General features: G+C 71.2%; 21 protein-coding genes. 11 read left to right on the forward strand and 10 right to left on the reverse strand.

Features of this window, described 5'->3' with window-relative positions; all coding sequences use genetic code 11:
• Positions 1 to 78 precede the first annotated feature (78 nt).
• The 5 genes from AB0L00_RS37840 to AB0L00_RS37860 all read right to left on the reverse strand — a co-directional run bounded on the left by AB0L00_RS37840 (position 79) and on the right by AB0L00_RS37860 (position 6,560).
• Complete coding sequence (locus tag AB0L00_RS37840) at positions 79 to 477, reverse strand: TIGR03618 family F420-dependent PPOX class oxidoreductase (RefSeq protein WP_364442267.1); 399 nt, start codon at positions 475 to 477, stop codon at positions 79 to 81.
• A gap of 131 nt (positions 478 to 608) precedes the next feature.
• Positions 609 to 1,334 carry a DUF4253 domain-containing protein gene (locus AB0L00_RS37845; protein WP_364442269.1) on the reverse strand — a complete coding sequence of 242 codons (726 nt, stop codon included), beginning with the start codon at positions 1,332 to 1,334 and terminating at the stop codon, positions 609 to 611.
• A gap of 180 nt (positions 1,335 to 1,514) precedes the next feature.
• The gene (locus tag AB0L00_RS37850) at positions 1,515 to 2,333 is read right to left on the reverse strand and encodes an SGNH/GDSL hydrolase family protein (protein ID WP_364442271.1); all 819 of its coding nucleotides are present in this window, start codon (positions 2,331 to 2,333) and stop codon (positions 1,515 to 1,517) included.
• 198 nt (positions 2,334 to 2,531) lie between these two features.
• Entirely contained in the window at positions 2,532 to 3,515 is a 984-nt protein-coding gene (locus AB0L00_RS37855; RefSeq protein ID WP_364442272.1) for an alpha/beta hydrolase, read from the reverse strand.
• 228 nt (positions 3,516 to 3,743) lie between these two features.
• On the reverse strand, positions 3,744 to 6,560 hold the full coding sequence (locus tag AB0L00_RS37860) for a family 20 glycosylhydrolase (protein WP_364442273.1): 2,817 nt from the start codon (positions 6,558 to 6,560) through the stop codon (positions 3,744 to 3,746).
• 246 nt (positions 6,561 to 6,806) lie between these two features.
• Here AB0L00_RS37860 and AB0L00_RS37865 point away from each other — a divergent pair, with 246 nt between their 5' ends.
• The 8 genes from AB0L00_RS37865 to AB0L00_RS37900 all read left to right on the forward strand — a co-directional run bounded on the left by AB0L00_RS37865 (position 6,807) and on the right by AB0L00_RS37900 (position 10,680).
• The gene (locus AB0L00_RS37865) at positions 6,807 to 7,604 is read left to right on the forward strand and encodes a TetR/AcrR family transcriptional regulator (RefSeq protein WP_364442274.1); all 798 of its coding nucleotides are present in this window, start codon (positions 6,807 to 6,809) and stop codon (positions 7,602 to 7,604) included.
• A gap of 329 nt (positions 7,605 to 7,933) precedes the next feature.
• Positions 7,934 to 8,410 (forward strand): Asp23/Gls24 family envelope stress response protein, encoded by a 477-nt coding sequence (locus AB0L00_RS37870; protein ID WP_364442275.1) that lies wholly within the window; start codon positions 7,934 to 7,936, stop codon positions 8,408 to 8,410.
• Complete coding sequence (locus AB0L00_RS37875) at positions 8,407 to 8,709, forward strand: hypothetical protein (RefSeq protein WP_364442276.1); 303 nt, start codon at positions 8,407 to 8,409, stop codon at positions 8,707 to 8,709. The genes AB0L00_RS37870 and AB0L00_RS37875 overlap by 4 nt, the downstream gene beginning before the upstream one ends.
• Complete coding sequence (locus tag AB0L00_RS37880; RefSeq protein ID WP_364442277.1) at positions 8,706 to 8,918, forward strand: hypothetical protein; 213 nt, start codon at positions 8,706 to 8,708, stop codon at positions 8,916 to 8,918. Before AB0L00_RS37875 ends, AB0L00_RS37880 begins: the two co-directional genes overlap by 4 nt.
• A gap of 21 nt (positions 8,919 to 8,939) precedes the next feature.
• Positions 8,940 to 9,131 (forward strand): hypothetical protein, encoded by a 192-nt coding sequence (locus AB0L00_RS37885; RefSeq protein ID WP_364442278.1) that lies wholly within the window; start codon positions 8,940 to 8,942, stop codon positions 9,129 to 9,131.
• Entirely contained in the window at positions 9,128 to 9,529 is a 402-nt protein-coding gene (locus AB0L00_RS37890) for an Asp23/Gls24 family envelope stress response protein (RefSeq protein WP_364442279.1), read from the forward strand. The genes AB0L00_RS37885 and AB0L00_RS37890 overlap by 4 nt, the downstream gene beginning before the upstream one ends.
• Positions 9,526 to 10,119, forward strand: a complete 594-nt coding sequence (locus tag AB0L00_RS37895) for a DUF6286 domain-containing protein (RefSeq protein ID WP_364442280.1) — start codon at positions 9,526 to 9,528, stop codon at positions 10,117 to 10,119. The genes AB0L00_RS37890 and AB0L00_RS37895 overlap by 4 nt, the downstream gene beginning before the upstream one ends.
• 3 nt (positions 10,120 to 10,122) lie before the next feature.
• Positions 10,123 to 10,680 carry a hypothetical protein gene (locus AB0L00_RS37900; protein ID WP_364442282.1) on the forward strand — a complete coding sequence of 186 codons (558 nt, stop codon included), beginning with the start codon at positions 10,123 to 10,125 and terminating at the stop codon, positions 10,678 to 10,680.
• Positions 10,681 to 10,764: 84 nt separating this feature from the next.
• Here AB0L00_RS37900 and AB0L00_RS37905 read toward each other — a convergent pair whose 3' ends face one another.
• A complete protein-coding gene (locus AB0L00_RS37905; protein WP_364442283.1) occupies positions 10,765 to 13,068 on the reverse strand; it encodes an excinuclease ABC subunit UvrA in 2,304 nt (767 codons plus the stop codon).
• 244 nt (positions 13,069 to 13,312) lie between these two features.
• Between AB0L00_RS37905 and AB0L00_RS37910 the strand changes: the two genes are divergently transcribed.
• Positions 13,313 to 13,828 (forward strand): MarR family transcriptional regulator, encoded by a 516-nt coding sequence (locus AB0L00_RS37910; RefSeq protein WP_364442285.1) that lies wholly within the window; start codon positions 13,313 to 13,315, stop codon positions 13,826 to 13,828.
• A 177-nt stretch (positions 13,829 to 14,005) separates the two neighbouring features.
• Here AB0L00_RS37910 and mctP read toward each other — a convergent pair whose 3' ends face one another.
• Together mctP and AB0L00_RS37920 are read right to left on the reverse strand one after the other, a co-directional pair.
• On the reverse strand, positions 14,006 to 15,625 hold the full coding sequence (gene mctP / locus AB0L00_RS37915; RefSeq protein WP_364442287.1) for a monocarboxylate uptake permease MctP: 1,620 nt from the start codon (positions 15,623 to 15,625) through the stop codon (positions 14,006 to 14,008).
• A 3-nt stretch (positions 15,626 to 15,628) separates the two neighbouring features.
• Complete coding sequence (locus AB0L00_RS37920; protein ID WP_364442288.1) at positions 15,629 to 15,862, reverse strand: DUF3311 domain-containing protein; 234 nt, start codon at positions 15,860 to 15,862, stop codon at positions 15,629 to 15,631.
• Positions 15,863 to 16,228: 366 nt separating this feature from the next.
• Between AB0L00_RS37920 and AB0L00_RS37925 the strand changes: the two genes are divergently transcribed.
• Together AB0L00_RS37925 and AB0L00_RS37930 are read left to right on the forward strand one after the other, a co-directional pair.
• A complete protein-coding gene (locus AB0L00_RS37925) occupies positions 16,229 to 18,358 on the forward strand; it encodes an anthranilate synthase component I (protein ID WP_364442289.1) in 2,130 nt (709 codons plus the stop codon).
• 137 nt (positions 18,359 to 18,495) lie between these two features.
• Complete coding sequence (locus tag AB0L00_RS37930) at positions 18,496 to 19,620, forward strand: amidohydrolase family protein (RefSeq protein WP_364442291.1); 1,125 nt, start codon at positions 18,496 to 18,498, stop codon at positions 19,618 to 19,620.
• Here AB0L00_RS37930 and AB0L00_RS37935 read toward each other — a convergent pair.
• Together AB0L00_RS37935 and AB0L00_RS37940 are read right to left on the reverse strand one after the other, a co-directional pair.
• A complete protein-coding gene (locus tag AB0L00_RS37935; protein WP_364442292.1) occupies positions 19,611 to 21,641 on the reverse strand; it encodes a molybdopterin oxidoreductase family protein in 2,031 nt (676 codons plus the stop codon). The two genes, AB0L00_RS37930 and AB0L00_RS37935, sit on opposite strands and share 10 nt — an antisense overlap.
• Positions 21,638 to 22,141, reverse strand: a complete 504-nt coding sequence (locus tag AB0L00_RS37940) for a hypothetical protein (RefSeq protein WP_364442293.1) — start codon at positions 22,139 to 22,141, stop codon at positions 21,638 to 21,640. The genes AB0L00_RS37935 and AB0L00_RS37940 overlap by 4 nt, the downstream gene beginning before the upstream one ends.
• Positions 22,142 to 22,301: the final 160 nt, after the last annotated feature.

A 22,301-nucleotide genomic window follows, 5' to 3' on the forward strand; every position in this document is an offset into this window, starting at 1 on the left:
CCCGCCCTCGGTGGTAGGGCCGGGGGCCGCGCCCCTTCGGGGGCCCCCCCCCGCCATTCCACGAAATGGTCCGCGCGGTCAGCCTCCGGCGGAGTAGATGACGTGCTCGGCGGGGATTCGGACGGTGATCCGCTGCTCGCCGGCCTGGCGGTAGGGATAGCTGTCGACGCCGAGGTACTTCTTGGCGAGACGGTCGATGACCTCGTCCGCGCCGTCCTCCTCGAACCGCGCCGTCCCGGAGACGCTGACGGCGTGGAAGGCGTCGTTCGGGTCGAGCACGCTGATCGAGACACGGGGGTCCTGGCGGAGGTAGCGCTCCTTCGCCCGTCCGACCGCGGTGTTGAAGATGACGTCGTCCCCGTCCACGTCGACCCAGACGACGGTTCCGTGCAGGGAGCCGTCGGGGCGGACGGCCGTCACCCACGCGTGGTACGGCCGGCGCAGCAGTTCCTTGGCGTCGTCACTCAGTCCGGACATGGGTCTCCAGCCTGTCGTCGAAGGGCATGATGAAGGCCGCGCTCCGGATCGCCCTTCCGGTCATCCGGAACACTGCCCACCATGTTGTTGCACCTTCAACGAAGTGACAACCACGCAGACCGGCGCGCGTGTCACTCCCACCAGAAGGACCAGATCGTGCTGTCGCAGATCTGCTCCGCGTGACCCTCCAGGGTTCCCGGTCCCTGCAGGATGATCTCCGGGCAGAACGTCCAGTGCTCGGCGGCGACGTGCAGCGCGTGCCGGAAGGTGGTCGGTGGCGCGGCGACGCTCAGCTCCAGCGTGTTGAACCCGATCCCGATGACACGCGCCCCGAACCGGTCCTCCCAGCTGCGCACCACCGCGGACAGCGGCGCGGTCCAGGGGTTGTGGTGACGGGCGCCCTGCCAGCCCATCACGGTGAGCGCGTCGGCGCCGCGGGCCACGGGCACCAGCCCCAGGGGACGCCCGGAGAGGACCTCCACGCACCGGCCGGCGAGGGCGTCGGGATCCTCGCGACGCTCACCCGGCGGAGCGAGGCCGGGCGAGTAGCGGCCGAAGGGGGCGATGTCCGCGGCGGGTTCCTCCCACTCGGCCCACACCTCGGCCATGAAGGCGGCCGCGTCATAGTTGTCGATCTCGTCGACCGGCTCGGGGGCGATCTGACCGGTGGACCACGGCTGGGTGGTGTCCTCGAGCATCACCGGCCACAGGCCGGACGCGTGGTGTTCGGCCCGGAGCCGGGGCCACAGCGCGCACGGGGCCGGGTCGTCGCTGATCCAGAAGGCGGGCCGCTTAGGCGGCTGATGCTGGGGGTAGCCCGGATCGGGCCAGACCACGTATCCGGACGGAATCGTCACGGAGAGTGTCCGTCCGGCGGCGCCGTCGGGGAAGAGTTCAGCCACTTCTGGCGGCAGCCGTTCGTGATAATCCATCGCAGTCGCTCCGGCACCGAGCGGATCCCGGCGCTGCGGAGATCGTAGTGCGGCCGGGCGCCCGGCGTGCGGGCGGCCCGGCCGCTCAGGCTACGTCGGTGGACCTCAGCTCTTCGAAGCCGCGGCGAGCGCGGTCTTGCCGCTGAAGACCGGCAGGTAGCCGCTCGCGTGTCCGGTCGCCGTCGGGTGGTACGAGCTGCCGATCGGGATGGTGACCGAGTTGAGCCAGCCGTCGCCCGAGCAGAGCTCGTGCCCGGAGAACTGACCGCGTACGTCGGCGAAGGTGAACCCGGCCTTGGTGGCGGCCTGGCTGGTCACCGTGTCGAGTTCGTCGGCGGCGCTGTTCAGGGCGACGTGCTTGGTGTGGCTCATCCCGATGCACCCGGAGTCGTTGGTGATGTACAGGTGCGGGTAGTCGAGCACGACGACGCGCGCGTTCGGCGCCTTCGACTTGATCGCGGAGTAGACGTTGCCGAGCAGGCCCGGCAGCTGCGTGTCGGCGAAGTTCTTCGCGGTGTTCACCGCGCTCACGCAGGACGAGTCGGAGCTCAGGACGCAGGTCTGCATCACGCTGCTGAATCCGGCGTCGTTACCGCCGATCGTGATGCTCACCAGCGAGGTGCTCGAGCTGAGCGCACTGAGCTGGTTGTTGAGCACGTCGCCGGTCTTGGCGCCGGAGCAGGCCGCGAACGTGAACGAGGCGGGGGAGTGCGCGGCGGCCCACTTGGCGGGGTAGGCCCTGCTGCTGCGCTGGCAGGCGCTGTCCAGGTCGTACGAGCCCGTGCCGGTGCCCGACGAGTACGAGTCGCCGAGCGCCACGTAGTTGACCGTCGCGGCCGAGGCGGAGGCGGCGGCGGCGACCACAGTGGCGGCCGAGAGGGTGACCGCGCATGTTGCGGAGACGACGAGGCGGGGGAGTTTCATCGACTCTCCTGAAAGGGGGGACGGAGGCTCGACTAACTCAAGCACCGGAATCCCCGTTTGAGGAGGAGCCGAAATCGGCCAGTTTTCGTGACCGATTAAGTCGTTGACACCTGACGAAACGACTGTCAGATTTGTTAACTATTTCCAGAAACCGGTACGGTCAGGGCCGACAGGTGGCATGTCGGGCGACCTGCTGTTTCACCCGGCGAAGGTGACCTGAGGGGCGCGGCCCAGCGCGATCAGCGCGAGATTGCGCAGTGACACGGAGCCCGGCTTCAGGTAGTCGCCGTGGCCCGCGGACCCGGCGGCGAAGACCCGCGCGCCGAACGTCGGCGACACCGGGTCGGTGCCGAAGCCCAGGCCGAACATCCGCACGTGCGGCACGAGCCCGATCCAGTCGGCGGTGCCGCGCGCCGCCCACACGCGCGCCCGCGTGCCCAGGCCGGCCGCGCTGGACGCCGACATCCCCGGGCTCCCGAACGCCGCCACGTCGCTCACGGGCAGTCCCCGGACCGCCTCCCCGCACACGACCGATCCGTAGCTGTGGCAGAGCAGGGTGGTGTCGGCCGAGGGGTTCAGGCGGTGGACGTCGGTCACGAACCGGCGCAGCCGGGCCGCCCCGGTGTCGGCGCGGAAGTCGGTGATCACCCCAGGACTCGTCACCTTGGGCGGGCTGTAGCCCAGCCAGGCGACCACCGCCAGGTCCGTACCCGGCTCGATTCCGCGGGCCTCGTCCAGCAGCGCCCGCGCCCCGCCGCCGGGCGTGGCGAACGGCCGGTGCCCGCGGTCGTCGAACGTCGTCACGGTCGTGTCGGCGCCCGGCACCAGGATCGCCACCCGCCGGGCGTGGGCGAGGTCGCCCAGGACCTCGACGGCACGGCCGGTGCCGCGCGCGTCGAAGAACAGGAACCGCCGGCCGGGCACCATGAGGCGGCTCAGCGACCGGACCATCGCGAAGTCCTGGATCCGCCGCGCCGTCTGCAGCGCGGCCCCCATCGCGCGACGGTTCGCCTTGTAGCGGACGGCGAGGGTCGACACCGACAGGGCCGGCAGCGCTCCCGGCTTGGCGTACATGTTGACGCGTCCCGCGCCGAGGGTCGTCACCCAGATCGCGACCACGGCCGCGACGGCCGCCAGGCACCTTTTGAGAGCACGGGTACGCGGCAGTCGAGGTGTGGTCATCCGGGGAACCCTCCAGGGGAAAGCGGCACGGCGTGGGCGGGGACCGGACCCGGACGGAGCCGGGTGCGCAACCCGCCGGCCGACTTCGGGAGAGAGCCCCCACGCGGCACCGCGCCACAGCATAGGCCACGTCGATCCTGACAATGCCGTGGTCGGGCCGCCGGAGAGTGAGACGGGCGGCCGGGGACGTTGGTTCGCCCGGCCGCCCGCCGATCTCGTCGAACCGCCTTACTGGACCAGCGCCCAGGAGGCGGGGGACGTGTCCGGGGCGGCCGACGTGTTGCGGCGCTTCGCCCGGTAGATCTCACCCTGGTGGTCCACCAGCGCGCCCGCCGGGTAGGCGGTGCCGGTCTTCCACACCGTCAGGCCGACCGGCGAGATCCGGCTCGTACGCCCGTCGACGGCGCGGGTGCGCAGCAGCACGGTCGGTCCGGCCTTCACCGGGCCGGCGTACGGCTTCCAGGAGACGCCGTCGGCGGAGTACTCCAGCGCCATTCCCGGGTCACGGACGTTGGCGGTGAGCGTCCCGTTCCGCACCTGCCCGCCCGGCAGTGGGACGCGGTAGTTCACACCGACGCCGGGCAGCCCGACCGGCTTGTAGAAGGACAGCAGCGGGAAGGTGACCTGCCCGAGCGTGTTCGAGAAGACGTTCCACGCTGCCGGCATCTGAGCGGTGTTCGGCGTGTTGCGGTTCCAGGCCCGCTCGGCCACGCCGAGGAGCTTGGGGAACGCCTGGTACTCCCGGATCCCCTCCGCCTTGCCGTTCTCGGCGAAGAGCTGGGCCTCCATCCCGAGGATGTTCTTGCGGCCCTCGGGCGTGAGCTTCTCCCAGCTCGGGTTCGCCGTGATCGGGTTGCCCCACCGGTCCTGGGTCGCGCTCGCGTACACGTCGTACGGCTGGTACGTGAACGTGCTCTTCTCGTCCACGTAGTTGGCCCAGTAGTAGCCGGGCTCGTCCGGGTCCTTGTTGTAGGCCAGGTCCATGTACAGGTTGGTGGCGTGCGCCAGGATCACCTGCCGGCCGGTGTTGGCGAAGTGGTACGCCCAGTCCTCCCGGCCCCAGCCCCAGACGTTCTGCCAGGGCAGCGCGATGAAGTGATCGAGGTTCAGCGTCCGCGGATCGTCGCGGATGACGTCCTCCCACCCGGCGGTCGTCGGCGCGGCCGTCAGCGCGATCTGGTTCCACTTCGTGAAGAAGTAGTTCATCAGCGCGGCGTCGTCCTTGCCGGCGGTCTCCGGGTTGCTCTTGCACGCGGGTGAGCCCTGCCAGCGGTCTGGTCCCGGCGGCTCGTCACCCCCCAGGTTCAGGGTGTTCAGCGGCGCCCCGGCTTCGGCGTACAGCTTCTTGACCTCGGTCACGACCTTGCCGAGGAACGCGTAGGTGCTCGGCAGGCACGGGTTGGCGAGGTTGTCGGTGTACCCCTGGACGCTGACGTGGTGCGAGGTGTCCTTCGGGTCCAGCAGCCGGTACGTCGCGTCGCCGGTCTGCTGGTAGCGGTGCTCCATCGACTGCACCGCGGCTCGCGCGTGCGCCGGGAAGTCGAACTCCGGGACGACCTGGATGTGCCGCCGGCTCGCGTACTTCAGGATCTCGGTGAAGTCCGCGGTCGTGTAGTAGCCGCTGCCCTTACCGACGAAGTTCACGGTGTCCTGCTCGAACCCCTGGTAGGCGGGCTTGCGTCCCAGGTTGGCCTCGGTCGCGTCGCGGGCCTTGTCCGTGACGCCGTCGCCGCCGCCGAGGTCGTTGCCCGACCCCATGGCCTGGTGCAGTTGCTTGTTCTGCGCGAGGTCCAGGCCGCGGTGCGCGCCGAAGTCGGTCAGCTCGGGGAGTCCGGGGATCTGCAGCCGCCAGCCCTCGTCGTCGGTGAGGTGGAAGTGCAGCCGGTTCAACTTCAGGTACGACATCAGATCGAGGAACTTCTCGATCGTCTGCTTGGTCTCGAAGTGCCGCGCGACGTCGATGCCCATCCCGCGGTACCCGAACAGCGGAGCGTCGGCGATCGTCGCCTGCGGTACGGCGATCTTCGACTGCCGGGCGCCGCGGGCCGCCGCCTCGTACGCCGATACGGGGATGAGCTGACGCAGCGTCTGCACGCCGTACAGCACGCCGGCCGCGTCCTTGCCGACGATGTCCACACCGCGGGCGGTCGAACGCAGGGTGTAGCCCTCGGCGTCCGCCTTGCCGTCGTGGTCGACGTCCAGCTTCGGGTCCACCGACAGCCGGATGACGGTCCCGCCCTTGCCGCCGCCGCCCTGGACGACGTCGCCGAGCGCCGACCGCAGGTAACCCGCCTCGCCGGACAGCCCGGCCGGGTGGCGGATCGCGGTCCGTCCGTCGATCGTCACCGTGCCCTGGCCGGCGGTGGCCGACAGGGGCTGCGGGACGAGCCGCTGCTGCAGGGTGAGGTTCGCCCGCTGCGCGGTGTTGTCGGCGAACCGCGTCGCCGCGGTCTCGACGGGCCGGTTGTCGCCGGAGAACGCCTTGGTCTGCTTCGGATCCGCCGGATCGAGCAGCGCCTTGGCGGGCACCCACTCGGCGGGACCGCCGTCGAAGGAGATGCTCCAGGCCGCGGGCGCGTCGGTCTTCTGGATCGCCCAGAGCTCGAAGTTCATGTCGATCTGGCGGCGCTCGCCCGGATTGAGCGGGGCGAACCCGCTCGTGGGCTTCAGGACGTACAGGTCGCCGCTCTGCGCCTTGTCGGCCCGGGCGACGGTCAGCCCTTGGGCGGCCAGTTGCGCCCGCCCGGTGTCGCCGGCCGCGCCGGACAGGACGGCGGCCGGCTGGCGTACGGAGTTGAAGTACAGCGCCCAGTCGCCGTCGAGGGAACACCGGCCGCCCCCGTTGGCCAGTGTGAGACGGGCGAGGTAGTACTGCGCGTCGGTGACCGTGTGGTCGATCGGCTGGAAGGTGACGGACAGGTCCCGCCCGTGCGGGTGACAGGCGCTGGTCACCGCGTGCGCGGGAGCCGTGGTCAGGACGAAGGACGAGGTCAGCGCCGTCGCCGCCAACAGGCGGAGCGCTGTCGATCTGATCGGAGTGCTCATGGTGAAAGGTGCCGCTCTCCTGGGAGGTCGGTGGGGCCATCGTCGCCCGATGGCTGGGCATGGAAGAGGCGCAGCGGGGCGAAAGGAGTGGTCACGGACCGTCACGCGGCCAGGGAACTAACACGAACAGGAAACTAACCTGTTTATTTTTCCTGGCGCAACGAGTCGGTCCTCCTTCGGCCATGAAGATCGGGGTCAGAACCTCTGACCAAAGTCGGTCAGCGGGCCCGGGACTAGGCTCGGGCTGTGATCGACGGCGGACGAGACGAGGAGACCGCTTCACGCGGCGACGACGACCCACCCGAGGAGGCCACGCCGGCGACGGGAAACGCGTCCCCGCGCCGTCCGTACGCGGCACCGAACGCACGGCCGGGCGCGGCGTCGAGCGGGCGAGTGGATACGGCGTCGAACGGGCGAGCGGACGCGGTTTCGAGTCGGCGGCCGGACGGCGCCTCGGTCGGGCGGGCGGGCCGGGATCCGCGCCGCCGCCGGGCCCTGCTCGAGGCCGCCGACCGGATCATCCTCCGGGAGGGCCCGGAGGCGTCCATGGCAGCGATCGCGTCCGAGGCGGGCATCAGCAAGCCCATTCTCTACCGGCACTTCGGCGACAAGTCCGGTCTCTACCAGGCCCTCGCCGAACGGCACACGCGGGCGCTCATGGACAACGTCCGGGCGGCCTTCCTGCGCCCCGGCGACATCCGTACCCGGTCGCGGGCGGCGATCGACACCTACCTCGCGGCCATCGCCGCCAACCGGCACCTGTACCGCTTCCTCGTACACCGGGCCAGCGCCGAGGACACCGCCACGCACAGCGCGATGGGCACGGTCATCCGCGGTCTCGGCGGCGAGATCGCCGACATCCTCCTCCGGGAGGGTCTGCTGCCTGACCCGGTCCGCGTGCACATCTGGAGCCATGCCACCGTCGGCATGGTCCAGGCGGCGGGGGAGTGGTGGCTGGACCACCCCGACGTGCCACGCGAGACGGTGACCGACGGCATCGTCGACCTCCTCCTCGACGGCCTCCCCGAGGCCACCCGCCGCTGACCGGCTCTGGGGGCATGGCGGCCCGGGCGGTTTGTCCACCATCGGCCCGGGTAGGGCGAGCCCTGACAGGGGCATCACGAAGAGCGACGGATCCGTCGGCGATGCCGCGACTCGCGGCGCGAACCCGCACGGCGGTGTTCCACGGAGTGGACGGCCGCGCGAACGTCGGGTCCTGGCGAACGGGGCGAGCGTCGCCGCCCGCCTGAGGCGCGGACGACGACCCGGTGCGGGACAGAGCCGCGGAACGGCCTGACCGCCTCGAGCCTCTCAGGGGATACCGCGGAGACAGGTGTGGCCGGTGAACGCGTCTCGCGGCGAAGGGGGCCAACATGAGCGCAGCCGAGAGTGCGAAGACGACCTCGACGGTCTCCGAGTCACGAGGTGGCGCGGTCACCGCCCGTACGAGCGGTGAACTGGTCGGCGAGCACGGCAAGACGTCGATCGCGGACGCGGTCGTCGCCAAGGTCGCCGGCATGGCGACCCGTGAGGTGCCCGGGGTGTACGCGATGGGCTCGGGGCTGTCCCGCGCGGTCGGAGCCGTCCGTGAACGCCTCCCCAGGGCCGGCGGCCCGAGCGTCACCCAGGGCGTCGTGGTCGAGGTGGGCGAACGGCAGACGGCGATCGACCTGGGGATGATCGTTGAGTACGGGGTCTCCATCCCCGACCTCGCCAACGGGGTGCGGCGTAACGTCATCAACGCCGTCGAGAAGATGTGCGGGCTGGAGGTCACCGAGGTCAACATCACCGTCGGCGACGTTCATCTCCCGGACGAAGAAGCCGAGCCGGCCGAGCCACGGGTCCAGTGACGATCTCCGGCGACGCCGTCGAGGCCGGGAGGCTGGCCGACCGGATCAGGGAGACCGTGACGGCCTGTGCGTCGGTCGCGCGTCTCGCCGAGGGCCCGGTCGCCACCTACCTGCCCGGTCGCTCCGTCCAGGGCGTGGCCGTCGGAGAGGGGGAGGTGCGCGTCGCGGTCGTGGCGGTCTACGGCCGGCCGCTGGCCGAGGTCGCCGCCGAGGTCCGCCGAGCCGCGCGGAGCGTGGTACCGGAGTGGCGGGTCGATGTGGCCATCGAGGACATCGAGATTCCCGGGCGGCGAAAGTGAGAGCGGACCGGCACGACTTCAGCGTCTGGGTGCGGGCGCATCACCCGGATGTGGGCGGCGATCCGGAGCAGTTCGCCGCCGGCATCGAACGCTGGCGCGCACGTTCCGGAGAAGCGGGGAACGTGACGGTGTTCCGCTCCCGGCGCGGGCTGCGGCTGCTCGTCTGCTGGCCGAGGCGCCGGCGCCGGGCGAAACGGCACCTGGCGTGAGGAATACGGGGGGTGCACGATATGGACGAACTGCGCTGGTGGCCGGTGGTAGGTCTCGGGTTCGGAACCGCGTTGGGATTCGCCGGCGCCTTCGGCGGCGTCAGTGCGTTCTTGATCGTGCTGGTGCTCGGAGTGGTCGGGCTGCTGGCCGGACGAGCGCTCGTCGGCGATCTGAACCTGCGTGAACTGCTCGGTGGCCGGAGGCACCCATGAGCTCCGCGCCGGCGGCGGTGCCCGAAGAGCGCGAAGCGGCGGGGGAGACCCGCGGCCGTACCACGATCGCCGCCCGGGTGGTGGAGAAGATAGCGACCCGCGCGCTGACCGAGGTCGATGGCGTCCACAGGCCCGCCGGACGGCCTCGGGGCCTGCCGTTCGGCGGCGGTCCGGCGACCGCCGGGCCGCGAGTGAGGGCCCGCGTCGACGGGGGGCTGGCGATGCTGCGGATGCGGATCTTCGTCGTCTACCCGGCGCCGCTGCGGCAGGTCACACGGAGTCTGCGTGCCCATGTCATGGCCCGCGTCGGCGAGCTGACCGGCCTACGGGTACGCCAGGTCGACATCGACATCGCCGGGCTGACGCCGCCCGAGCGAGCCGGCGGGCGGCCGCTGTGACCGCCTCGGAGCAGGGCCGGCCGCCCGCGACGATGTCTCGCCGCGAGCGCCGGCGCGCGTTCCGGCCTCGCCGTGCCATCCCGGCCATCGTGACGGCCGCCGCGCTGGCCGCCGCCGCCATCCTCATCGCGATGGAGGTGATCACGGCCCTGCTGTCGCACCGCGCGGGCAACGTGCTGCCGGTGTCGTACCTGGCGCGGCTCGGCCGCGACACACGCTGGGCCGATCCCCTCACACTGGCCGTGGCGGCCGTGCTCGCGGCGCTCGGCCTCCTGCTGTTCCTGCTCGCGCTGTGGCCCGGACGCCCGCGGAGCATCGCGTTGGCCTTCGACGACCCGGCCGTGGTCCTGGGGATCACGGTGGCGGGGCTCCGGCGGCAGCTCGCACAGGTCGCCCGGAGCGTCGACGGCGTCACCCGCGCCCGCGTCACGGTCCGGGGCCACCGGGTCCGGATCCACGCGACCAGCCCGCTCCGCGATCCTCGCGGACTGACCGAGCAGGTGGAGCACGCCGTCACCGGACGGCTCCGGGACCTCGCACCGCTGCATCAGCCGCGCGTGCGTGTCACCGTCCGGCACCGAGAGGACTGACCCATGCCGCACCGCACCGCACGCCGGAACCGGATCGGCCTGGCGGTCATCGGGCTCATCCTGCTTCTGGGCGGCACCACGGCTTTCCTGCGCGGCCTCGGCCTCTACCCCGGTGTGCTCGGAGCCGAGCGCACCCCGATCACCGACCGGGCCACCCGCTCCTTCGTCGACGGCCATGTCTGGTTCTGGGCCGCGCTCGCCGCCGTCGCCGTCGTGATCGGAGTGGCCGCGCTGTACTGGCTCATCACCCAGGCTCCCACCGGCGCCCTGCGGACGGTCCGGCTCGAGAGCGACCGCCGGGAGGGGGTCACGACCCTGCCCGCCCGTGTGGTCGGCGACGCGTTCACGAGCGACCTTCTCGACAGCCCCGACGTGCGGAGCGCGGCCGTGACGCTCGCCGGGACCCCGGCCCGCCCGCGCCTCTCCCTTACCATGACCCTGGAACCGGACGCCGATCCGGCCGGCGCCAAGGACCTCATCCATCCGGCGCTTCGGCGGCTCCGCCAGGCCATGGAGACCCCGGACCTGCCGGCCGTCGTCCGCATCCGAACCGGCCGCTGACCCCGCTGCGGGGCTCCCAAGGCTGCTGTCGGCCGCCTCGGCTCACCGGGGTACCCGCAGGTCGGCACCGTACGGAGCCGACCGTCATCCGGACGCCGAGTACCCGGCCTGACGGAGGTCCTCGGCGAGGCACCGGCCCGTGTGCGACTCCTCGACGGTGAGCAGGCCGTCCGGCGTGCCCTCGTAGACGACGCGACCGCCGTGGCGGCCCGCCTCCGGGCCGAGGTCGATGACCCAGTCGGCGTACTTCACGACGTCCAGGTCGTGCTCGATCACGATGACGGTGTTGCCGCCGTCCACCAGGCGGTCGAACAGCTCGAGCAGCCGGCGGGTGTCCGCCATGTGCAGTCCGGTGGTGGGTTCGTCGAAGACGTAGATCACACCGCTGTTCCGCAGCCGGTGGGCGAGCTTGAGCCGTTGCCGTTCGCCGCCGGACAGCGTGGACAGCGGCTGTCCCAGAGTGAGATAGCCCAGTCCGACCTCGCCGAGCAGGGAGAGCCGTGTGCGAATGCGCGCGTCGTCGAAGAAGGCGTGCGCCTCGTCGGCGGTCAGCGCGAGGACGTCGGCGATCGTCTTGCCGTGGAACGTGTGGCGCAGCGCCTCGTCGTTGAACCTGCGGCCCGCGCAGCGTTCGCACACGGTCGTCACGGGATCCAGGAAGGCCAGGTCCGTCTCGATCTGTCCCCGCCCCTGGCACTCGGGGCACGCGCCGGTGGAGTTGAAGCTGAACAGTCCGGGTTCGGTCTTCGACGCCCGGGCGAACGACCGGCGGATGACGTCCATGACGTCGAGGTACGTGGCGGGGGTGGAGCGCGTCGAGACGCCGATGGCGGACTGGTCGACCACGACGGCCTCCGGGTGCTGCGCCGTGAAGACCCGCGAGATCAGCGTGCTCTTCCCCGAGCCGGCCACTCCGGTCACGCAGGTCAGCACCCCGGTGGGAATGCCGACCGTGATGTTCCGCAGGTTGTGCAGGTCGGCGTCCCGGATCGGCAGGGTGCCGGTCGGAGTCCGGTACGTCCCCTTCAGCCCGGGCACCGTCAGCAGGCTCCGGCCGGTCGGGGTCCCGGACCGGCGCAGCCCCTCGACGCCGCCCTCGTAGATCACCTCTCCTCCGTCACCGCCCGCTCCGGGACCCATGTCGATCACGTGGTCGGCGTTCTCGATCACGGCCCGGTCGTGCTCGACGACCAGGACGGTGTTCCCCTTGTCGCGGAGCGCGCGCAGCAGGCCGGTCATCCGGCGCACGTCGCGCGGGTGCAGGCCGACGCTCGGCTCGTCGAAGATGTAGGTGACGTCGGTCAGGCTGCTGCGCAGGTGCCGTACCACCTTGAGCCGCTGTGCCTCGCCGCCGGACAGGGTCGAGGTCTCCCGCGCCAGGCTCAGATAGCCCAGGCCGACCGCCTCGATGCCGCGCAGCGCCGCCACCGCGGCCTCGGCGACGGACTTGACCGTGGGCGCCTCGATCCGGGTGAGCCGGGGGATCAGCTCGCTGATCTCCCGGGCGGCGTAGTCGGCGATGTTGTCCCCGTCGATGCGGGAGTCCAGCGCCGCCTGGTTCAGCCGGGCTCCGCCGCAGACCGGGCACGGGCCCTTGACGACGACCTGTTCGACCGCCGCCCGCTCTTTGTCCTTGAGGCCGTCCAGGCCGTTCTTCAGATAGCGGCGGTCGAACCGGAGGGCGATTCCCTCGTACGCGTTCTTGTAGACGCCGTTGCGGCCCGAACGGTCCACCGTGAACCCACTGCCGTACAGCAGCAACTCCCGGTCGGCGTCGCCGAACTCCCGGATCGGCAGGTCCGGGTCGAACAGGCCCGACTCGGCGTACAGCTGCCACAGGAAGGTGCCGGGCGCGAACGCCGGAAATCCGATCGCGCCCTCGTTCAGGCTCTTGTCCTCGTCGAGCAGCCGGCTCAGGTCCAGGCGCACCGTCGTGCCCAGGCCCTCGCACTCCTCGCACATCCCGCGCGGATCGTTGAAGGAGTACGCGTGCGAGTGCCCGGCGCTGGGGCGGCCGTGGCGGGAGAACAGCACCCGGAGGATGGGGCTGATCTCGGTCATCGTGCCGACCGTCGACCGCGCGTTGCCGCCGACGGGCCGCTGGTCGATGACGACCGCCGCGGACAGGTTCTCGATGGCCTCGGCCTCCGGCCGCTCGTACCTCGGCAGCCGGTTGCGGATGAACCAGGGGAACGTCTCGTTCAACTGCCGCTGCGACTCGACGGCGATCGTGCCGAACACGACCGACGACTTCCCCGAACCGGAGACGCCGGTGAACACGGTCAGCTTGTGCTTCGGGATGCGCAGGTCCACGCCTTTGAGGTTGTTCTGGCGCGCGCCGCCGAGAACGATGAGGTCACCGGGATGAGCGCTCTGGCCGGCCGTCATGGATTCCTCCCGAGAGTCGGCGGTCCGGAGGGGACCGTACGGTCGGTCCGACACCATAATAGTTTCCGAACGGAAATTATATTCGACGAGACCGGCCCAGCCCGCGAGCCGGCCCCGTCCGCGAGAGCGAGCGCCGGTTCGCGAGAGCGAGCGCCGGTCCGGGCGGGTGAGCGCCGGTCCGCGCGTCTTAGGATTGACCCGCGCCGCGGATCCGGCGTTCTCGTCATCAGAACCGGGGGTTTCCATGACGGCGTCCGGCGTCCCACCGGAGATGCCTTCCAGTGAGCCCGACGAGCTGGAGAACGCCCTGTCCCACCTCCAGTGCGTCCTGGTGGCCCGGCGGGCGCTGGCCAATCCGGAAGGGGTCACCTGGCAGCAGTACGACGTGCTCGAACTGCTGCGCATCCGCGGCCCGATGATGCCCTCGGCCCTCAGCACGGCCCTCGGCGTCTCCCGGCAGACGATCTCGAAGGCCCTCCGGATACTCAAGGACCTGGGACTCGTCGGCCAGGAGACGGCCGGTGCGGACCGGCGCGAGCTGACGACCTTCCTCACCGCCGAGGGACGCACGTTCCTCGCTCGCATCGCGCACGGCCGCCGGGACAACGCCCGGGCCGTGGCGGCCGCGCTCACGCCGGCCGAGCGCGCGATGTTCACGGAGTTGTGTGAGAAGGCGACGGTGGCGCTGGGATTCGATCCCACCCGACCGGACGGCGCGGATCGGCTCCGGTCGGCAGGGGATGCGCACGAGGCTCGGTGAACGCCGGACGTACCCACCCCCCCTTGACGGGGGCGATCGGGGCGTTGCGGGCCGCTGTGGCAGCGTTCTCCGAGACGCCCGCGCCCGGCATGGCGCCGGGCCGGAGGCGGGCCCTTCACGCGAGCGGCGGCCGTCCCCTGGTCGGGAACGGCCGCCGCTGCGCCGGTGCGGGAGAGGTCAGGCGAGTTCCGCTTCGATCTCGCGGGTGCCCGAGGCGACCTTGGGGTCGCCCTCGTCGGCGTAGTAGTCGTCGGTACGGGTGGCGTCGACGCCGTCCGCGGCCTTGACCGCCTTGAGCACGAGCGTCGCGACGACGGCGACGACCAGGTTGACGAGCAGCGCCAGCATGCCGACGTAGACCGTCACCTTGGTGTCGAACCCGAGGTCGCTCAGCGGGTACGCCGAGCCGCCGAAGTGCACCTTGTGGGTGGCCGGGTTCGGGATGCGGTAGAGCATCCACAGGCCCGCCGCGAGGCCCGCGACCCAGCCGGCCATGAGGCCGCCCCGGTGGAACCACCGGGTGATCAGGCCGAGGCCGACCGCCGGGAGGGTCTGCAGGATGATGACGCCGCCGATCAGCTGCAGGTCGATGGAGAACTGCGGGTCGAGCAGCAGGATGCACGCGACCGCGCCGACCTTGACCACCAGCGAGACCAGCTTGCTGACCTTCGCCTCCTCGGCCTCGCTCGCGTCCCGGCGGAAGTACTCCCGGTAGATGTTGCGGGTGAACAGGTTGGCGGCCGCGATCGACATGATCGCGGCGGGGACGAGCGCGCCGATGCCGACGGCCGCGTACGCCACGCCGGCGAACCAGCTCGGGAACATGTGGTCGAACAGCAGCGGGACGACCGTGTTGCTGTCCGGCTTGCCGTTGGTGGTGAGCGGCTTGACGCCGGCCGCGATGGCCATGAAGCCGAGCAGCGCGATCAGGCCCAGCACGAAGCTGTACGCCGGGAGCGCGGCCATGTTCCGCTTGATGACGTTGCGGTTCTTGCTGGCCAGCACGCCGGTGACGCTGTGCGGGTACAGGAACAGCGCGAGCGCCGAACCGAGCGCGAGCATCGCGTAGTTGAGCTGGTTGTTCGCGTTCAGCAGGGTGCCGTCCGCCGGGGCGGGCGTCTTGTCGAACTTCGCCTGCGCCGCGTTGAAGACGTGGCCCCAGCCGCCGAGCTTGTGCGGGATGTACAGCACGGCCACGATGATCACGATGTAGATCAGCGCGTCCTTGACGAACGCGATCAGCGCGGGCGCCCGCAGCCCCGACTGGTAGGTGTAGGCCGCCAGGATCGCGAACGCGATGACGATCGGCCAGTGGCCGGTCACGCCCATCGCCTTCAGGGTCGCCTGGATGCCGACGAGCTGCAGCGCGATGTACGGCATCGTCGCGACGATGCCGGTGATGGCGATCAGCAGCGCGAGCAGCGGCGAGCCGAAACGGGCACGGACGAAGTCGGCGGGGGTGACGAACCCGTGCACGTGGGACACCGACCACAGGCGGATCAGCACGAGGAAGACCAGAGGGTAGACGACCACCGTGTACGGCACGGCGTAGAAGCCGGCCGCGCCGGCGCCGAAGACCAGCGCGGGCACCGCGACGAAGGTGTAGGCGGTGTAGAGGTCACCGCCGATGAGGAACCAGGTGACCCACGAGCCGAAGCTGCGGCCGCCCAGGCCCCACTCGTCGAGGGTGTGCATGGTGTCCGGGCGGCGCCACCGGGCCGCGACGAAGCCCACCGCGCTGACCAGGACGAACAGGATGCCGAAGACGATGACTTCGGTGAGGTGCCGGCTCGACATGCCTCAGCCCTCCTTCGACCCGGACGGACGCCGCGTCATCAGGTACACGACGGTCGTCGTCGCGACGCCGAGGACGATGAACGCGAACTGGGCCCAGTAGAAGAACGGGAACCCGGCGAGGCGCGGCTTGTCCTTGTTGAAGATGAAGGTCAGGAGCGGCACGACGACCGGAAGGACGAGCAGCCAGTTCCAGGGGCTGCGATCGCCGCGGCGAGGCCTGGGGGTGGTCTCGGCCAAGGGGGGGCCTCCTTGGTGCGTTAATTACGTGACAAGGCCGTCCGGGGGACATTCCGGGCAGCCGTAATCGGATTTCGTAACACAAAGTTCACCAGCGCCGGATCTCGGTTAGGTCTCAGGGGTGTCCCGGATCGTGGGCGATGGCGTCCCGTATCGTGGGCGGTGGCGTCCCCGGATCGCGCGCCCCGGTGGCGCGCCCGGACCTGGACCGGGTAGCCTTCGACCTATGCGAACCCAGCCGACCCAGTGGTGGTGGCGCCGCTAGGCGGCGCGGGTTACGCATTCTCTGATTCCGCAGCGACCGCCTTCGTCCGGCGGTCGTGCTCAGCTCTCCGCCGGAGGAGGCCCGACATCGAGGGGCCGATCGTGGAGACGACGACGGAGTATGTGACGGCCGGCGGCGTACACGTCACACGCACCGACACGCCGGTGGACCCGGCGCGCAAGAGCGACGCGCTCGACGCGCTCGTCCAGGCCGTGGCGGAGCGCCGCGGCGGCGTGCTGAGCTCGGGCATGGAGTACCCCGGCCGGTACAGCCGGTGGCACATGGCCTACGTCGACCCGTGCCTGGAGATCGTCGCGCGCGGCCGCCGGCTCGCGATCCGCGCGCTGAACGACCGCGGTCGCGTACTCCTGCCCGCCGTCTCCGCGGCGGTGGCCGCCACCGGCGAGCCCGTGGACATCCCCGACGGCGTCGAGGTCTTCGTCCCGTCCACCGACGAGGTCTTCACCGAGGAGGAGCGCAGCCGCCGGCCCACCGTCTTCACCGCGCTGCGCGCCGTCACCGACCTGTTCCGCGGCGAGGACCCGCATCTCGGCCTGTACGGCGCCTTCGGCTACGACCTCGCCTTCCAGTTCGAGCCCATCCGGCTGAACATCGACCGCCCGGCCGACCAGCGTGACCTCGTCCTGCACCTCGCCGACGAGATGATCGTGGTGGACCGCAAGCGCGAGACCTCGGCCCGCATGTCGTACGAGTTCGAGATCAGCGGCGTCAGCACCCGTGGCCTGCCGAGAGGGACGGAACCCACTCCCGTGCCCCGCGCCGCCGAACTCCCGCCGCAGCCGACGCCGGGCGCCTACGCCGAGGTGGTGCGCGAGGCCAAGGAGAAGTTCGTCCGCGGCGACCTGTTCGAGGTCGTGCCCGGCCACGTGATGTACGGGCCGTGCGACTCCCCGGCGGCGTTCTTCGAGCGGCTCCGGGTCACGAACCCGGCCCCGTACGAGTTCTTCTTCAACCTGGGGGAGGGCGAGTACCTCGTCGGCGCCTCCCCGGAGATGTTCGTGCGCGTCACGGGCGACCGGGTCGAGACCTGCCCGATCTCCGGGACGATCCGGCGCGGCGGCGACCCCCTCGAGGACGCCGACAACATCCGTGAGCTGCTCAACTCGGCCAAGGACGAGTCCGAGCTCACCATGTGCACCGACGTCGACCGCAACGACAAGTCGCGCGTCTGCGTCCCCGGCAGCGTGAAGGTGATCGGCCGGCGGCAGATCGAGATGTACTCCCGGCTGATCCACACCGTCGACCACATCGAGGGCCGGCTGCGCCCGGGCTACGACGCCCTCGACGCGTTCCTCACCCACATGTGGGCGGTCACCGTGACCGGCGCGCCGAAGACGTGGGCGATGCAGTTCATCGAGGACCACGAGGAGACGCCTCGCCGCTGGTACGGCGGCGCGGTCGGCTGCATCGGCTTCGACGGCTCCATGAACACCGGCCTGACGCTGCGCACCGCGCAGATCCGCGACGGGATCGCCGCCGTACGCGCCGGGGCGACGCTCCTGTACGACTCGGACCCCGACGCCGAGGAGCGCGAGACGTACCTGAAGGCACGGGCGCTGCTCGAGGCGCTGTCCCCGTCCGGCGAGGACGAGACCACCGCCGGCACTCCGGAGCGCGCTCGCGTGGGCGAGGGGATGACCGTCCTGCTCGTCGACCACCAGGACTCCTTCGTCAACACCCTCGCCGACTACTTCCGCCAGCAGGGCGCGAACGTCACCACGCTGCGGTTCGGATTCCCCGACAAGATGCTCGACGAGATCCGGCCCGACCTCGTCGTCCTGTCGCCCGGCCCCGGGCGGCCGACTGACTTCGACACCGCCGAGCTGCTCGACGCCGTGTACGTCCGGGAGATTCCGGTGTTCGGCGTCTGTCTCGGCCTGCAGGCCATGGTCGAGCACGCGGGCGGCGAGCTCGCCCTGCTGCCCGAGCCGGCGCACGGCAAGCCGGGCCGGGTCGCGGTCGGCGGCGGCGACCTGTTCGCCGGGCTGCCGGCCGAGTTCACCGCCGCGCGGTATCACTCGCTGCACGCGAAGGCCGATCAGGTCCGCGGTGGGTTCGCGGCCACCGCGATGCTCGGCGACGTCGTCATGGCCATCGAGGACCCGGCCAACCGGCGCTGGGCGGTGCAGTTCCACCCGGAGTCCATCCTCACCGCCACCGGGGAGACCGGACACCGGATCATCACCAACCTGCTGCGCCTGGCCCGCTGACCCTTCGGCGCGAAGCCGACCTGACGCGGCGAGCGTCGTGGCCGGGTGAGGTACCAGCCCGGCCACGAGGCGGGTAAGGACGGTGAGCGACCCCACGGCAGGGCTTGAGCGGCGGTCGGGCGGGGCATTGATCAGGCGTGACGGCAGCCGACGCGCTCGACGAGGCACTGGCGATGCCGCTCGTCGACCAGCACTGCCATGGGGTACGCCGTGACGACCTCGACCGGTCCGCGTTCGAACGGCTCATCACCGAAGGCGGGCCGTCGCCGGCCGGCACCACGCACTTCGACAGCCCGGTCGGGCTGGCGGTCCGGCGTTGGTGCGCGCCCGTCCTCGGCCTCGAGCCGTACGCCGCGCCCGAGGCCTACCTCGACCGGCGACGGCGGCTCGGGGCCGAAGAGGCGAACCGGCTGCTGCTGCGCGCCGCCGGCATCGCCGACTTCTGCGTCGACACCGGCGTGGCCGCCGACGACCTGCTGACGCCGGAGGAGATGGGGCGGCTCGGCGGCGCGCGGGCGCACGAGGTCGTACGGATCGAGTCGGTGGCCGAGGACGTGGCCGGCCGCTGCCCGCCGGCGACGGCGTACGCCGCCGAGTTCACCGAGGAGCTCATGCGCCGCGCGGACCGGGCCGTCGGCCTGAAGTCGGTCATCGCCTACCGGATCGGCTTGGAGTTCGACCCGCGTCCGCCCGTCGCCCGCGATGTCACGGAGGCGGCCGCACGCTGGCTCGCCGGGCCGGCGAGGCTCACCGACCCGGTGCTGCTGCGGCACGCCCTGTGGACCGGCGCCGAGATCGCCGGCGACCGCGGGCTGCCGCTGCAGATCCACACCGGGTTCGGCGACACCGACCTGACCCTGCACCGGGTGAATCCCGCGCTGCTCACCGACTTCATCCGGATCGTGCCCGCGCCGATCGTCCTCCTGCACTGCTACCCCTACCTCCGGGAGGCCGCCTACCTGGCCGCGGTCTTCCCGCACGTGCACGCCGACATCGGGCTGACGGTCACCTACACCGCCGCGTCGTCGGCACGGGCGATCGCCGAGGTCCTCGAACTGGCGCCGTTCCACAAGATCCTCTTCAGCACCGACTGCTACGGGCTCGCGGAACTGTGCCACCTCGGCGCCCACTTCTTCCGGCAGAGCCTGGGCGCGGTGCTCACCGAGCGCTCGGGCGAGTGGTCGCCGACCGACGTCGTACGCATCGCGCGCCTGATCGGCGCCGACAACGCCTGCCGCCTGTACTCCCTGCCTCAGGGCTGACGCGGCTCGATCTCGACGCGGTTGTCGTGGAAGACGGCGCCGCCGCCCATGTCGGAGTCGCGTTCGTCGACGGTGGCGTTGACGGTCGCGCCGCCGTTGAACTTCGCCCAGTGCCCCTTCGACGTCGCCGCCACCCCGGGCCGTACGCGGTCCGAGACCTGAGCGACGGCCTCGAACGAGCCTCGGGCGTTCGACACCCGGATGGGTGTTCCGTCGGCGATGCCGCGCGCCGCCGCGTCGTCCGGGTGCACGGTGACGGTCGGCGCGCCGGCCCGCCGGCGCAGCTCCGGATTGTTGCCGAACGTCGTGTTGAGGAAGTTGTGCTGCGCCGCCGAGATGAGGACCAGCCCGTCGCCGGGGTCGGCGTGCGGCGTGTATCCGGGCAGCGGGTCGAGCCCCACCCGGGTCGCCCGCACCGAGTAGAACTCCAGCTTCCCCGACGTCGTGGGGAACCCGTCGGCGAACGGCAGGAACGGCCGCGCGACGTTCAGCCGGGCGAACCCCGTCTTCCGCAGCGTCTCGACCGTGATCCCGGCGAGCGACGGGTGCGGGAAGTCGAGGAGCTGCCGCGCCAGCTCCTCGTCGGAGTCGTACAGGCTCGGCTCGGTCAGGCCCATCCGGCGCGCCAGGCGGCGGAACGTCTCCGAGGTCGACAGGCACTCGCCGGGCGGCGCGACCGCCGGTTCGTTCCATCCGAGGTACAGGTGGCCGTACCCGGCGATGACGTCCAGGTGCTCGGTCTGCATCGTCGCGGGCAGCACGATGTCGGCGTAGTCGGTCGTGTCGGTCGGGAAGTGCTCGAGCACGACGGTGAACAGGTCCTCGCGCGCCAGGCCTCGGCGCACCTTGGTCTGGTGCGGGTTGCTGCCCACGGGGTTCGCGCCGAAGACGAACAGCGCCTTGACCGGCGGGTCGGTCACGTCGAGCAGGCCCTCGCCGAGCCGGGTCATCGACAGGGTGCGCACCGGGTGCGGCAGCAGGTCGATGCGGACCAGGCCCGGCAGGTTCAGCTTGAAATGCCCGCTGGTCGAGTAGCACAGGCCGCCGCCGGGTAGCGCCCAGTCGCCGGTCACGCCCGGCAGGCAGGCGAGCGTGCGCAGGGCCATGCCGCCGCCCGCGTGCCGCTGCATGCCCTGCGTCGCGCGGATCGCGGTCGGCCGGGTCCGGGCGATGCGCTCGGCGAGCGCGACGATCCGCTCCTCCGGCAGGCCGGTGATCCGCGCCACGCGGTCGGGCGGGAACTCCTCGATCCGCGCCTGGAACTCCTCCCACCCCAAGGTGTACCGGTCGATGAACTCCTGGTCGTGCGCGCCGAGCCGGACGATCACGTGCATCAGTCCGAGGGCCAGCGCCGCGTCCGTGCCGGGCAGCGGGGCCAGGTGCTCGTCGGCCTGCGCGGCCGTGCGGGTGCGCACCGGGTCGATCGCGACGATGTACGCGCCGTCGCGCCGGGCGTCCTGGATGAACTTCCACACGTGGTGGCCGCTGGTCAGCGGGTTGGTGCCCCACAGCACGATCAGCTTCGAGCGGGCGAAGTCCTCCGGGTCCATGCCACCGGCCGTGCCCAGCGTGTACTTCAGGCCCCTGCTGCCGGCGATGGAGCAGATCGTCGGGTCGTGGATCGACGCGCCGAGCACGTTGAAGAACCGGCGGCCCGCGAAGCCCTCGAGACCCTGGATGTAACCGAGGGATCCGGTGCCCTGGAACGGCCAGATCGCCTGCCCGCCGTACGTCCGGCGGACCTCGTCCAGCCGCGTGGCGATCTCGTCGAGGGCCTCGTCCCAGCTGATCCGCTCGAACCGGCCCTCGCCCTTGCGGCCCACGCGGCGCATCGGATGCAGGATCCGGTCCGTGGCCCGAGTCTGCTCCAGGTAGCGGTTCACCTTGACGCACAGCGCGCCGCGGGTCACCGGGTGGGCCGGGTTGCCGCGCATGCTCACGGCTTCACCGTTCTCGACGTCGACCACCCAGGAGCACCCGTCCGGGCAGTCCAGTGGGCAGGCTCCCCAGACCTTGGTCAAACCTCTCCCTCGAAGTGCTCGGCCAGGTAGGCCTCCATGTCGGCGCCGTCCTCGCGGGCGAGGACGTGCCGCAGCCAGGCGCGCCGCTCGAAGTCGGTGACGGCCAGCTCCGTCGCGCTGCCGATGGCGGGCGTCGGGTGTGGCCGCATGGCGCCGAGCCGGTTCGGCAGGGACGAGAATATCCGCTGGTGGATCTCGTTCTCCCCGGCCCACCAGTCATAGAGCGCGAAGGCGTAGTCGGCGGCGTCGTGGACGATGACGAAGCCGACACCGTACCGGTCGATGTCGTACGGGTCCTCACCGCCCTTGTGCGCCGCCGGGTACGGCAGCGCGGTCGGGACCAGCAGCTCGGCGGTCTTCACCAGCTCGGGCCGGGGACGCTCGCCGGTCGCGGCGATGCCGTAGAACTTCAGCCGCCAGCCATTCGACTCGTGCAGTTCGAGGAAGCTGATGGGCCGGGGTCGGTGGGCGCTGGTCCTGGTCATCGTGGTCTGGGTCACCGCTCCTCCTGAGACAGGTGCTGCTTCAGTTATACCTGTCATCACCGTTACCCCCTGACGCCGATTACAGTACGCGGCCGCCGGACCGGCGCCGGAGCGCAGGCTCGTCCAGGTCGGCAAGCCGGGGAGGTACGACTTCGTCGAGGGCGCCCCGAACAGC

The sequence above is a fragment of the Actinoallomurus sp. NPDC052308 genome (assembly GCF_040679195.1).
GTDB classification, from domain to species: Bacteria; Actinomycetota; Actinomycetes; order Streptosporangiales; family Streptosporangiaceae; genus Actinoallomurus; species Actinoallomurus liliacearum.